This window comes from Clostridium lacusfryxellense (assembly GCF_018861735.1).
Taxonomy (GTDB): domain Bacteria; phylum Bacillota; class Clostridia; order Clostridiales; family Clostridiaceae; genus Clostridium_AD; species Clostridium_AD lacusfryxellense.
The window spans coordinates 52,397-65,865 of record NZ_JAHLEB010000025.1 but is presented as its reverse complement, the minus strand read 5'-3'; the positions used below and the strand labels follow the sequence as shown (position 1 = coordinate 65,865).

The 13,469-nt window shown below is 30.0% G+C and carries 9 protein-coding genes; 7 read left to right on the top strand and 2 right to left on the bottom strand.

What is annotated here, in order from left to right; all coding sequences use genetic code 11:
• Nucleotides 1-161: 161 nt before the first annotated feature.
• A complete protein-coding gene (locus KPL55_RS14745) occupies nucleotides 162-1,163 on the bottom strand; it encodes a LacI family DNA-binding transcriptional regulator (RefSeq protein ID WP_216307499.1) in 1,002 nt (333 codons plus the stop codon).
• A gap of 44 nt (nucleotides 1,164-1,207) precedes the next feature.
• The gene (locus KPL55_RS14740) at nucleotides 1,208-2,059 is read right to left on the bottom strand and encodes an AraC family transcriptional regulator (protein ID WP_216307498.1); all 852 of its coding nucleotides are present in this window, start codon (nucleotides 2,057-2,059) and stop codon (nucleotides 1,208-1,210) included.
• A gap of 164 nt (nucleotides 2,060-2,223) precedes the next feature.
• On the opposite strand from KPL55_RS14740, the gene KPL55_RS14735 reads away from it, so the two are divergent.
• The 7 genes from KPL55_RS14735 to KPL55_RS14705 all read left to right on the top strand — a co-directional run bounded on the left by KPL55_RS14735 (nucleotide 2,224) and on the right by KPL55_RS14705 (nucleotide 13,360).
• Complete coding sequence (locus tag KPL55_RS14735) at nucleotides 2,224-3,621, top strand: family 4 glycosyl hydrolase (RefSeq protein WP_216307497.1); 1,398 nt, start codon at nucleotides 2,224-2,226, stop codon at nucleotides 3,619-3,621.
• Between the two features lie 43 nt (nucleotides 3,622-3,664).
• Entirely contained in the window at nucleotides 3,665-4,687 is a 1,023-nt protein-coding gene (locus KPL55_RS14730) for a glycoside hydrolase family 88/105 protein (RefSeq protein WP_216307496.1), read from the top strand.
• 80 nt (nucleotides 4,688-4,767) lie between these two features.
• Nucleotides 4,768-5,565, top strand: coding sequence for a polysaccharide deacetylase family protein (locus tag KPL55_RS14725; protein WP_216307495.1), 798 nt, complete (start codon nucleotides 4,768-4,770; stop codon nucleotides 5,563-5,565).
• Between the two features lie 148 nt (nucleotides 5,566-5,713).
• Complete coding sequence (locus tag KPL55_RS14720) at nucleotides 5,714-8,176, top strand: glycosyl hydrolase (RefSeq protein WP_216307494.1); 2,463 nt, start codon at nucleotides 5,714-5,716, stop codon at nucleotides 8,174-8,176.
• A 4-nt stretch (nucleotides 8,177-8,180) separates the two neighbouring features.
• Nucleotides 8,181-9,980: a rhamnogalacturonan acetylesterase gene (locus KPL55_RS14715; RefSeq protein ID WP_216307493.1), complete on the top strand. Its 1,800-nt coding sequence runs from the start codon at nucleotides 8,181-8,183 to the stop codon at nucleotides 9,978-9,980.
• 46 nt (nucleotides 9,981-10,026) lie between these two features.
• Nucleotides 10,027-11,802: a sensor histidine kinase gene (locus KPL55_RS26590; protein WP_216307492.1), complete on the top strand. Its 1,776-nt coding sequence runs from the start codon at nucleotides 10,027-10,029 to the stop codon at nucleotides 11,800-11,802.
• Nucleotides 11,803-11,806: 4 nt separating this feature from the next.
• The gene (locus tag KPL55_RS14705; protein WP_216307491.1) at nucleotides 11,807-13,360 is read left to right on the top strand and encodes a response regulator transcription factor; all 1,554 of its coding nucleotides are present in this window, start codon (nucleotides 11,807-11,809) and stop codon (nucleotides 13,358-13,360) included.
• The last annotated feature ends 109 nt before the right edge of the window (nucleotides 13,361-13,469 follow it).

The following is a 13,469-nucleotide window of genomic DNA, read 5'->3' as shown; positions in this document are numbered from 1 at the left end:
ATTTTTCAAGTTAAATATCAATGAGACAATGGCATATTTCTAATCAATGTAGGTAGTTAATATAGTATTTTCAATGGTGCATGACCATCAACCGATTATTACCGTATATAACCCTATGGGATAAATTATTGAATTAAATATTTGTGTGTGATTATAAAATATTAATTTATTTTTTTTATTGACATAGTTAAAACAAGCTGATTCTTTAAGTTTATAATTGTGGGAAATCCTATTTGGTCGTTCTTCATTCTTCTAATTAGTAGTTCTGCGGCCTTATGACCTATTTCATCCATAGGTTGGACTACTACAGATAAAGGTGGGTTTAGTACTTCATTCAATTCCGACTGATCATAGCCAAATAAAGAAATGTCTTCACCAATTTTAATTCCCATTTTATTTAAAGCTTTTACTGCCCCAAGGGTTGTATAATAATTTGATGCAAAAATAGCTGTTGGAGGTTCTTTAAGTGCCATTAATATTTCTATGGCATTTTCTCCACCTAATTTATCAAAATCAGTATACACTATTAAATCCTCAGAAGTCTCGATTTTGTAGTCTTTAAGAGCCATTGAATATCCTTTTAGTCTTTCGCTAGAGGTATAGACATTACTTTGACCTGCAATAACTCCAATTCTGCTGTGGCCCATCATGATTATATGTTCTACAGCATTATATGAACCTTTAACATTATCAGAAATAACACCATCTAATTTTATATTTTCAACTAATCTATCAATTAGTACTAGAGGTATATCTCTTCCGATTGCAGCTATAATATGGTCTCCGAGGTCGGATACCGGCATAAGAATTATACCATCAACGCGATTTGCTTTAAACAACCTAAGCTTTTCTTTTTCCTTTTCTACATTGCCAGAAGAATTAGAAACTATTATATTATATCCATACTCCTCAAAGGTCTTTTCCATACCACTAATTACTTGCAGACTAAACACATTTGAAAGCCCAGGGATAAGTACTCCAATCGTATTTGTTTTATTAGTCTTTAACCCTCTAGCAATTGGATTTAAAGTAAAGTTGAGCTCACTAATAGCATCTTCTATTTTTATTCTATTTGATTCTTTTAGTATATATCCATTAAGATACCTAGAAACTGTACCTACGGAGGTTTTAGATTTTATGGCTACATCTTTAATAGTTGACATGTATACTTATCTCCTTTGAATTAAATTACGGGTATGATTTAATATTAAGAAAGCGTTTTCTTGTATTTTAGTGGTGACACACCTGTTATTGATTTAAATACTCTCCCAAAGTGCGTGATACTATCATAACCGACCTCCTGGGATATATTAGTAATGTTTAGCTTTGTAGTAAGTAATAATTTCTCAGCTTCTTTTACCCTTATAGTGTTAACATACTGTGTTAAATATAGACCAGTCATTTTTTTAAAGGTTCGGCTTAAGTAATAGGTGCTTATAAAAAAACGTTTTGATAAAAAATCTAAAGTTAAATTTTCTACATAATTTTTATTAATGTATGTAATTATCTCAGATATTTTTTTGTGAATAGGATTTGTTGTTTCTATATGGTAACTAGGTGCATTTATAAATAACCTTTCAGATAATATCAGAAACTCAGTTAGCATAATTTTCAAATAAATTGAAGAGCTGTTAATTGGATTATCATATTCAGAAATCATCTTAAATAATAAATTTTCAATCTGTTTCTGTTCATCTACTTTTAGCCTAAGGACATAATTGTTTTCATGAAAACATGAGAGTAAATCATAATTATTTGTTTCAACTAAAATATTATTTAAATAAGATTTTTTAAAGTTTATTAAAAGTCTTTGATGATATGGAGCTCCAGCATGAAAAGTCTTGTGAATTTCATTTTTCTCAACAAATACCAAATCGCCTTTTTTTATATCATATACCTTATCTTTTATAAAATAATGTCTATACCCTTCGAGTAAATAATAAATTTCATAATCATCATGATAGTGATTTGTTTTCATACTTACATTACCAAATGATTTAAATTCAGTTATTTCGAAGGATTTTTCTATTTTATCGTGGATTTTAATATTTTCTTCCATAATATCACCTAATAAAATTATATAGCTTAATAAAAATTTTTACAACAAGATTTGTAGAAAATAAGTTTTTATAGCAAATATTGTGCTGAAATACACAGATTATTGTTCTATAATGCAATTAGAAAGGCATTAGAAAAGATGATGCTAATGAGGAGGAACAATTTATGATTTTAAATAAAAATACAAATACAGCAAGCGGTGTCAAAATAGCATATATTGGAGGAGGTTCTAGAGGATGGGCGTGGGGACTTATGAGTGATTTGGCTGCTCAAGAAGAACTTTCAGGTTCAGTATATCTATACGACATAGATTATGAAGCCGCTACTTCTAATGAAATCATAGGAAATACTATTAAAGGCAAAGATTATGCTAAAAGTAATTGGGAGTATAAAGCTGTTAAATCAATAAAAGAAGCCTTAACAGATGCAGATTTTGTTATTATATCCATTTTACCTGGGACTTTTGATGAGATGCAGTCAGATGTACATGCTCCTGAAAAATATGGTATATACCAGTCTGTCGGAGATAGTGTCGGTCCCGGTGGTCAATTTAGAGCACATAGAACAATCCCAATGTATATAGAGATTGCAGAAAATCTTAAAAATATTTGTCCTGATGCATGGGTAATTAATTATACTAATCCAATGTCATTATGTGTTAGAACATTATATGAAGTATTTCCTGAAATCAAAGCATTTGGGTGTTGTCATGAAGTGTTTGGCACTCAAAAGATTTTAATCAATGCACTTGAGGATATATTGGATATTAAAGATGTACAGAGGTCAGAAATTAAAATTAACGTGCTTGGATTAAATCACTTTACGTGGATTAACGAAGCTTATTATAAGGATATAGACTTATTAGAAGTGTATTCAAAATTTGCTCACAAGTATTGTGAAACCGGTTTTATAGGAAGTGAAGAAGGTCATTGGATGAATAATTCATTTGAATCAGCTGAAAGAGTAAAATTTGATTTATTTTTAAGATATGGTGTTATTGCGGCTGCTGGTGACAGACATCTTGCTGAGTTCCTACCAGGAAACTGGTACTTAAATGATCCAGAGACCGTTAAGGAGTGGAAGTTTGGATTAACAACTGTAACTTTCAGAAAAAATCAACTTAAAGAGAGATTAGAAAAAAGTGAAAGACTGGTTTCTGGGTCTGAGAAATTTGAGCTAAAAGAAACAGGAGAAGAAGGTGTTAATTTAATGAAAGCACTTCTTGGAATTAAGGATATGGTGACTAATGTTAATATGCCAAACAACGGCCAAGTAATCGGGTTACCAATTGGAATTGTCGTTGAGACAAATGCATTATTTACGAAAAACAGCATAAAACCTATATTGGCTGGGAAGTTACCTGATAATATTCATTCCCTTGTTCATAGAGTGGCTATGAATCAAGAAACAATACTTAGAGCGACTTTAGATAAAGATAAGAAGCTAGCTTTTACAGCATTTGTTAATGATCCTCTTGTAGTTAATATCTCATTAAAAGATGAAAGACTACTTTTTAATGAAATGTTCGATAATACTAAGGAATATCTTAAGGGATGGAAATAACTAATAATATACACAAAAATATTAAATAGAAGGGAGTTTAATAATGAAAAAATTAGATTATGATGAAGAAAAAATAAAAGATCTTATAGACAAGGTTGTGAAGCGGACTATGAAGATGGATTTTACATGGGATTGGCCTTGTGGAGTTGCTTTTTATGGTATATGTAAGGCGTGGGAAGTTACTAAAAATCAAGAGTATATTGACTACCTTGTGAAATGGGTAGATGAATATATAGAAATTGGAATTCCAGAATTCATGATAAATTCCATTGCAATGGGGCATACCCTTATAACATTATTTGAAGCAACAGGAGATCAAAAATACATGGATTTAGCTATAGAAAAAGCTGAATATCTAAGAAATGATGCTGTAAGGTTTGGAGAAGGAGTTTTCCAACATACAGTATCAGCGGGCAATGACTTCCCAGAACAAGCTTGGGCGGATACTTTATTTATGGCTGCTTATTTTCTTCTTAGGATGGGTATAAAGTTAGATAATAAAGAATATGTTGAAGATGCATTAAATCAATATTATTGGCATGAAGAATTTTTACAAGACGACAAAACTGATACATTTTTTCATGGTTGGGATAATGTTAAAAAAGATCATATGTCTGGTATTCATTGGGCAAGAGCAAATGCATGGGCTGCATATACAATGGCTCAGGCAACAACTCTTATAAATTATTTATACCCAATGTTTATGAGCATAAACGATTGTTTAAGGGACCAACTAAGTTCTTTAGTACGGATACAATCAGAGGAAGGTTTATGGCATACAATACTTGATGATGAGTCATCGTACCTAGAGACATCAGCTAGTGCTGGTATTGCTGCAAGTCTTGTTATTAAAAGACATCCTCTTCAAAGAAAGTATGTTCAAAAGGCGCTAGACGGAATATGTAATAATATTTCAGAGGATGGATCAGTAATGAATGTTTCTGCAGGTACTGCTGTGATGATTGATACAGATGGGTATAAAAAAGTTCCTAAAAAGAGAGTTCAAGGATGGGGGCAAGGGCTTACATTAGCTTTTTTAGCTTCTATTTTGCAGTACGAATCTTAATTTAAGTTATAAATTATAGAACAAATAAAATCAATTTCGCGAATTAAAAGGTTCGCGAGATATTAAAAGGGGTAATTTAAATGTATAATATTTACAAGTGCTTTCCTCAAGGTAAACATAAGGTATTAACTATGAGTTATGATGATGGAAAAGTTTTTGATAGAAGACTTGTAGAAATATTAAATAAAAATGCTATAAAAGGTACATTCCATATAAATTCAGGTTTGTTTGATGACAGTCGAATTAAGCCTAGCGAGGTTAAAGAACTTTATATTGGACATGAAGTGGCGACGCATACTTTAACCCATCCAACAATAGCAAGATCTCCAAAGGAACAGGTAGTACTTCAGGTTTTAGAAGATAGAAAAAATTTAGAAAACTTAGTTGGCTACACAGTAAGAGGACTATCTTATCCTAATGGATCTTATAATAATGATATTAAAGAAATACTACCTCATCTTGGCATAGAATATTCAAGAGTAGTGGGTAGTAGTAAAATATTTGACCTTCCTGAAGATTTTTTTGCTTGGAAAGCAACTTGCCATCATAATACGAATTTAATGGAACTTGGAGAAGAATTTGTATCACTAAATAAAAAACAATATCTTTATATGATGTATGTATGGGGCCACAGTTATGAATTTGATAGAGATAATAACTGGGAACTGATTGAGGGATTTTGTAAGTTAGTGAGTAATAAGGAAGACACTTGGTATGCTACAAACATAGAAATAGTAGACTACCTTAAAGCTATTGATAATTTAAAATTTTCAGCTGCTTGTGATTTTGTCTATAATCCATCAGTTTTAGATTTATGGCTAAGCGTTAATGGTGAAATAATTGAAATTAAGGGTGGTACTCAAAAGAATTTATTATAAATTAGGAGATTTTCATTAGAATAAATAATAATCAAAGACCTCTGCATGAATTTTAAAATTCTTATGTTGGGGTCTTTGTATAATGGGTTTGTACAAATAGTTAATCTTAACGCATTCAAGATAATATATTAAAAAGGAGGTGTCAAAAATGATTGAAGAGCAAAGAAATGAATTCATAAACCCCTCAGAGGAATATACGCCAATCCCATTTTGGTTTTGGAATGATGGTTTAGACAATAAAGAGATTAAGAGGCAAATTAACGACTTCAAAGAAAAAGGGGTTAATGCATTTGTTATTCATCCAAGGATAGGGATTCCTAAAGAAATTGAATATCTTTCTGTTAAATTTATGAGTTTTGTAAGGTGTGCTATCGAGGAAGCGGAAAAACTTAATATGAAGGTAGTACTATATGATGAGGCTATGTATCCTTCAGGATCTGCTCATGGAATGGTGGTTAAGAATAATCCAGAGCATGCTAGCCGCGGACTTAAAATGCTGGAATATAAATGTTACAACGAAACAGCAGTTGAATTTGAAAACACTAATGAAGAGAAATTGGTTTCGGCACTAGCAGTTAAAAAAAATAAAGATAATGAATTTGATTTTTTACAGGTGAAAAAAATAAAAGTTAAGGATGATAAGATAACATTTATTCCACCAAGTAAAGATGAATGGTATATTGTTCTTTTTATAGAGGTCTATACGAAAGGGCATATAAGAGGTATACATTTTGGGGAGGATGATGGAGAATCGCAGGCACCTGCTTCAAGTGATTTGCTTAATCCTAGTGCGGTTAAGTCTTTTATTAGATTAACTCATGAGAAGTATTATAAAGAATTCAGTGAATATTTTGGGAATGTTGTAACAGGAATGTTTACTGATGAGCCAGATATAATGGGCAGAGGTAATCATAATAATATGAAGCCATGGACGAGTGGATTCCTTGATTTTTATATTGAGCAAGGCGGACAGGAAGAAGATTTACCAGCATTGTGGTTAGAGGCAAAGTCGCAAACTTCTCAAAGTACAATTATAAAAAATAGATATAATATTGCTATAAACAAAAAATTAGAGATATCTTTTTACAAACCGATAAGTGAGTGGTGCGAAAATCATAATATATCACTTACAGGACATCCTCATGAAAGTGATGATATTGGTTTACTTAAACATTTTCATGTACCAGCTCAGGATATAGTATGGAGGTGGGTATCACCAGAGAATGACATGGCTATTTCGGGAGTTCACTCTACAATGGCTAAGTGTAGCTCTGATTCAGCTAGGCACAGAGGTAAAATAAGAAATGGAAATGAATGTTTTGCTTGCTGTGGAAAGAATAAAATAGAGTGGTCATTTTCGGCAGATGATATGAAATGGTATATGGATTGGTTATTTGTAAGGGGAGTAAATCTTTTATATCCTCATGCTTTCTTCTATTCAATAAGAGGCGAGCGAAGAATTGGAGAAAGACCACCAGACGTGGGGCCTAACAATATATGGTGGCCATATTACAATCATATATCTTTATATATGAAAAGAATGAGTTATATAATGACGGGTGGTTACAACGTAACAAATATTGCAGTATTATGCGAAAATCATAACTTACCGTGGAAAAGCGTTAAGTCATTATACGAAAACTCTATTGAATTTAATTATTTGGAAAAAGAACTACTTATATCAGATTTATGTAATATAAGTGATGGAATTGTAAATATTCAAAAGCAAAAATATAATGTTATTATAATTGAGAATGTTAGTATTGTTACAAAAGAAATAATACCAGAACTACAGAAATTTACGGATGCTGGTGGTTTAATTATAATTAACAATTTAGATGGAGATAACATTAGTCTAAAGAATGTTTTGGTTCTTAAAGAAAGTAATGATTTATTAAATATTCCAGAAATTTTAGAAAGTCGTGATTTATATACTTTGCATAAGCAAAAATCACTAAGAGTAAGTCATGTAGTTAAGGATGGTTTTCACTACTATGTTCTTGTAAATGAAGGTGAAGAAAAAATAAATGATACTATAAATATTAAAAATGTTGGAAATGTAGAGAAGTGGGATGCATGGAAGGGAGAAACCGAGAAGCAGGAAGTGTTAGAAATAAATGATGGGTTTATGAGCATACCACTCGAATTAAATAGAAGAGAAAGTGTTATCTTTGTTGTGGATAGTTCAAGCCCCGTGATGATTACAAGCAATAAAAAAAAGTTCAATGATGATGAGAATATTCTTAAAGAATTTGAATTAACTCCTTTTAATGAATGGAGAGGTTTAGAAAATTACTCTGGAACCATGACATACAGGAATGAATTCACTATTGAAAACATTAAAATTATAAATGTAGTACAACTTGAACTTGAGGAGGCATATGAAATTGTAAAGGTATTTATAAATGGAAAACAGCCTTTCATAAAAATGTGGGGACCATATATTTTTGATATTTCAACTTGTGTGAGGTTGGGTTTAAATTCATTGATTATAGAGGTAACTAATTCACTAGCAAATAGAATTTGTGGGGTTAGCCTTAAATCAGGAATTGCAGGAAGCTTAAAATTAAAAGTTTACAAAGAGTATAAATACTTTAAAGTGGGTGAATAAAATTATGTCTTTAGAATTGTTTTCAAAGAAATTTAATTTTGGGGGATTAGATCAGAAAAAAGAATATGTTAACATAACAAATGAAACATTTTATACAAATGAGAATGAGTATGGATTTGTTACTGAAGGTGTTAAAGAGAAAAATGAATTATTACAAATTCCTGAACTTGGAAGTGCTTTCGATATTGATCCATCATTAATTGGGCAGCAAATAAGTAATATTCTTATGGAGGAGCAGGACAATAATAATATTATAAATGGATTTTGTTATAGTGATAAACCCGATGTACCATTAAGTTTTAGAGTTAAAATTCCACGTAGCGGAAATTATAACATAAAGTTAAGTATGGGAAATAAAAACAAGGATATGACGGTTTCAGTATTTTCCCAAAGAAGAAGGTGCGTACTAAAAAATGCAATTGCTAAAGCTGGGGAATTGATTGATTTTGATTTTACAGCAAACGTTTGTGACATTGTTCCTAGAGGTAAAACTGAGGTTTATAAAGATGATAGTATAGATATTACTATTTTGGGGATTAACTCTTGCATTAATTTCTTAACTGTTGATGAAGCTAGTAACATACCAACTATTTATATTGCGGGGGATTCTACAGTAACTGATCAAGGTGCAAATTACCCATATAATCCTGCAACTAGTTATTGCGGATGGGCTCAGATACTACCACTATTTTTAAAACAAGGCATATCTGTTTCTAATCATTCTCACTCTGGATTAACAACTGAAAGTTTTAGAAGCGGTGGACACTGGAGTATTGTTGAAAGGTCTATAAAGCAAGATGATATAATAATTATGCAATTCGGACATAATGATCAAAAGGACAAGACTTTGGGTGCTTTTGGAGGTTATGCAGATAATCTAAGAAGATATGCTCAGGAGATACAGGAAAAAGGTGCTTATCCAGTTATTGTTTCTCCAGTAAGTAGAACTATATGGAATGGGCCTAATGGGAGTTTTAATGATATGCTCAAAGAATATGCGGATGCGTGTAAACAAGTTGCTTTTGAAAGAGGAATCCCTCTTATTGATCTTCATGATAAAAGTGTTGATTTTATTTTAAAACATGGATCAAAAAAAGTTGCTAGGTATTTTTATCCTAAGGACTATACTCATCATAATGATTTTGGCGCTTTCGAAATGGCAAGGCTTGTAGTAGATGGAATTAAGGAAGCCAAAATCCATACTATAATAAAGCATTTAAGAGATATTTCTGAGGATGAAATACAAATAAAGCAAGTTTCTAATTGGGTAGAACCTACAGATGAAGCCGTACGTGAAGAATTTAAATTATGGTCGCAATCAAATGATTGGGCTCAAAATATTTCATTTACAAAATGTATAGATATTGATAAACATTTTGCTAAAACAGATATTGAAGAAGTGGTTAAACGTGGAATAATGAATGTTGAAGATGAAAAGTTTAATCCGAACAATATTTTAGCAAGGGCCAATTTTCTAGATATAATGTTAAAGGTATTTAGATATTCACCTACGAATGTATATAATGATGTTTTTGATGATGTATTTGGTGATGAGTGGTATGCTGGTATAATTCAAGCTGCTTATAATTATGACATAATTCCAGATAGTATTATTGTTAATAATACTATAATGCCTGAAAAACCAATAACGATAGGGGAAGTAGAGGATATTGTTTTAGCTGCACTTAAATTAAATAAAGATATAGCAGTTGATTTGGTGCAGGACAAGAGAAATGACAAAAATAGTTTAATTACCAGGGGTTATGTAGCAATGGTTGTAAAAAAAATGTTGGATAAAATGTAGTAAGAGTATATAAATTAAACTAATTGTTATAAAATGTAGAGAGGAGGTGATTACTGTAATACATAATTATTTAATTAAGACTAAGAATAATATTAAAAATAAGTATAAGGTATTATCTATTAAAAGAAAGGTATTTATTATTTTAACTACATTAGTATTGATAATTAGTATGTTATCCTTCTTTTTATTGCAGATAACATTTAAAGTATATGATAAGCAATTAATTAATAATTCATCTGAAATTCTTAATATATACTCTACAAATATTGAAAATGAACTTAGAAAGGTTGAAGGATTAAGTTTTGATGTTCTATCTTCAAATCAGACACAGAATTATTTGAAGACTATCAATAGTGACAAATCCTCTTATGAAAGATATGATGCAATTACAAATATGGAGGCTATATTGAGAAATAAATCTCAAACTGAGAGGTACATATCATCTATTAGTTTTGTAGATATTAATGATAAGATGTACACAGTAGGAAATAGTGCTATTACTATTCAGGATAATACGCAAAAGGAAATAATGAAAAGATTGGATGAAAAATCTGGGGGTTTTGTGTGGATGGAACCTCAAGGTGAGTATAAAAACTTTATTTTAGCACGAAAGATAAGATCCATAAGCAATTTTGAAGTAATAGGTACGCTTATAATAAGGATTGATGCGGGAACATTAGTAAGCTCGGTTTCAAGTATGTCTCCCCAATATAAAGCTAATTTAATGATTTTATCTGAAAACAAAGAGGTTATATATAAAGACGAAAAAATTGCATCGCAAAAGGCAATTGATGTTGGATTAAATGCTACAAAAAGTGAAATATATAATATCGATGGAAAGAAATTTTTATTAAATAGTGAAGTATCTGATTATACTAATTGGACATACGTATATTTTTTATCATATGAAAATATTTTTAAAAATATAGAAATTATGAGAACTATTATGGTATTTTGTTTTTTAATGATTTTTACTTTAGCAATTTTCACTGGGTTAGGGTTTTCGAGTAGTATAACAAAACCAATAATTACATTGAGTAAAAAAATGAAAAAAGTTGAAAATGGTAATTTTGATATAATGGTAATGGATAAGAGTTCTGATGGAAAATGTGATGAAATGGGACAATTAAATAATGATTTTATTGTTATGGTTAATAAAATAAATGATTTAATAAAAGAAAACTATACTAAGCAAATACTAGTTAAGGAAACACAATTAAAGGCTTTGCAATCTCAGATAAATCCACATTTTTTATATAATACTCTTGATTCAATACATTGGATAGCTAAAGCAAATAAACAAATCAAAATTTCATTAATGGTTAAGTCTCTGGCAAATTTATTTAGAGCATCTATTGCTAGTACGGATAATATCATTAAAATTGATGATGAGCTAAAGTTATTAAATGATTATATAACTATACAAAAGATAAGATATGAGGAGAGGCTTGATTTTAGCGAATTGGTATCTGAGGATATTAAAGATTGTCACATTCTTAAAATGACATTGCAGCCACTTGTTGAAAATTCTATTAAGTATGGACTTGAACAATTAACTGGAGTTTGTAAAATTACAATTAAATCTCAAAAGCATAAGGATTTTATTGAGATAATAGTTAGTGATAATGGAATAGGTATGACGGAGGAATTTTTGCGTGAGTTAGAACTTGGAGTAAACAAATCCAGGAGTACTGGAATTGGTATAAAAAATATAGATGAGCGAATAAAACTGTTTTTCGGAGATGAATTTGGATTGACAGTAAAGAGTGAATTAAATAAAGGAACTACTGTTATAGTTAGAATACCTTATAAAGCGGGGTGATAAAGTGTACAAAGTATTGATTGTTGATGATGAAAGAATAATAAGAGAAGGCATAGGAAATTCCATTGACTGGGATAACTATGGTTTCTCACTTTGTGGAATGGCTGAAAATGGTATAGATGCATATGAGACTATTATTCGTGATGTTCCAGATGTGGTTATTACGGATATCAAGATGCCAGGAATGGATGGGCTTGAATTAATATCTAAAGTAAATGCAGAGTATCCTCAAATTATTTTTATAATTTTATCTGGATATGGAGAATTTGAATTTGCAAATAAGGCAATGAAATATGGAGTTAAATACTATTTGTTAAAACCTTGTGATGAAAATGAAATAATTATGATTTTAATAGAAATAGAGAGTGAAAAAAAAGATGAAGAAAAAAAAGATAGATTTCTAAAAGATATTAATGATAATTTAAAAAAAGTTTTACCACAAGTTGGAGAACAATTTTTGAGAGATTTTATAATGGGAGTAAATTATAGTAAATTAGAACTAGAATATTTTTTAAGACTATTTGATATAAAAGAAACTAAGTTTAAACTTATAGTGTTTAAAATGGATAATGCAGTTAATGAAAGTGATGTAATTGATAAGTTTGCTTTGAAAAACATAGCATATGATATTTTAGATCAAAGTACGGTTTATTTAAGCACTATATTGGACAACAACATTTTATTGTTAATTAAATCTATGGATTTAGCTATACTGACAGATTTATTAACACAAATTAAAGACGCTTTTAATAAATATTTTAAAAATGATATTTGTGTAGGGGTAAGTAATGAAAATAGTTTCGACAGTATAAATAAAATGTATTTAGAGGTTCAAGAATGTCTGAAATGTGAATTTTATCTTGGTGATAACAAAATAATAACAGAAAAAGTTATTGAGTTTAACAAGTCGAGGGATAATTTAAATGATTCAACGTACAATGAAATAATTGCGGTTTCTGTTAAAACAGGTAATATAGAAAGCTTAAACTTGCAATTGGACAGTTTTTTTCATATGATATATGAGGGAAAACTTGAAATAGAAATGGCTAAAAATTATTGCATTGAAATATTTCTTATTATACTAAGGCAAGGTGATGGTAAAGAAGTTAGGGGTTATACAAAAGGGTTATATGAAATCCAAGACAAAAGTACGTTAAAACAAATTAGTGTATATATAAAAGAGATAGCTAATGAAATAGCTAAAAAAAATTATGATAACAACACAGAAAATTATGGTTCTATTATTAGTACAGTAATAAACTGCGTTGACAATAATATACAAAACTATGAATTATCTCTTACTTGGATTGCAAAAACGGTTTTATTTATAAATGAAAATTATCTGGGAAAACTTTTTTACAAACATACTAATGAAAAATTTTCTAGGTATGTTGTTAGGCTTAGGATGGAGAAAGCTAAGGAACTTATTAAAAGTAAAAAGGATTATAAAATATATGAAATTACTGAGCAAATAGGATTGGGTGATAACACTCAATACTTTAGTCAAGTGTTTAAAAAGTATACGGGGTACACTCCATCTGAATATAGAAAATTGTAACTGTTTACAAAAGTGCTGATTTTTAAACAAAATTAGCGCTTTTTTTGACTCTTTTATTTAATGAAAAATTGTATAATAAAAATATAAATACGAATAATAATTTAAGTAC

Excerpts from the sequence above, each read along its gene's own strand:
- KPL55_RS14745 (WP_216307499.1), bottom strand. The coding sequence starts at position 1,163 with ATGTCAACTATTAAAGATGTAGCCATAAAATCTAAAACCTCCGTAGGT.
- KPL55_RS14740 (WP_216307498.1), bottom strand. The coding sequence starts at position 2,059 with ATGGAAGAAAATATTAAAATCCACGATAAAATAGAAAAATCCTTCGAA.
- KPL55_RS14735 (WP_216307497.1), top strand. The coding sequence starts at position 2,224 with ATGATTTTAAATAAAAATACAAATACAGCAAGCGGTGTCAAAATAGCA.
- KPL55_RS14730 (WP_216307496.1), top strand. The coding sequence starts at position 3,665 with ATGAAAAAATTAGATTATGATGAAGAAAAAATAAAAGATCTTATAGAC.
- KPL55_RS14725 (WP_216307495.1), top strand. The coding sequence starts at position 4,768 with ATGTATAATATTTACAAGTGCTTTCCTCAAGGTAAACATAAGGTATTA.
- KPL55_RS14720 (WP_216307494.1), top strand. The coding sequence starts at position 5,714 with ATGATTGAAGAGCAAAGAAATGAATTCATAAACCCCTCAGAGGAATAT.
- KPL55_RS14715 (WP_216307493.1), top strand. The coding sequence starts at position 8,181 with ATGTCTTTAGAATTGTTTTCAAAGAAATTTAATTTTGGGGGATTAGAT.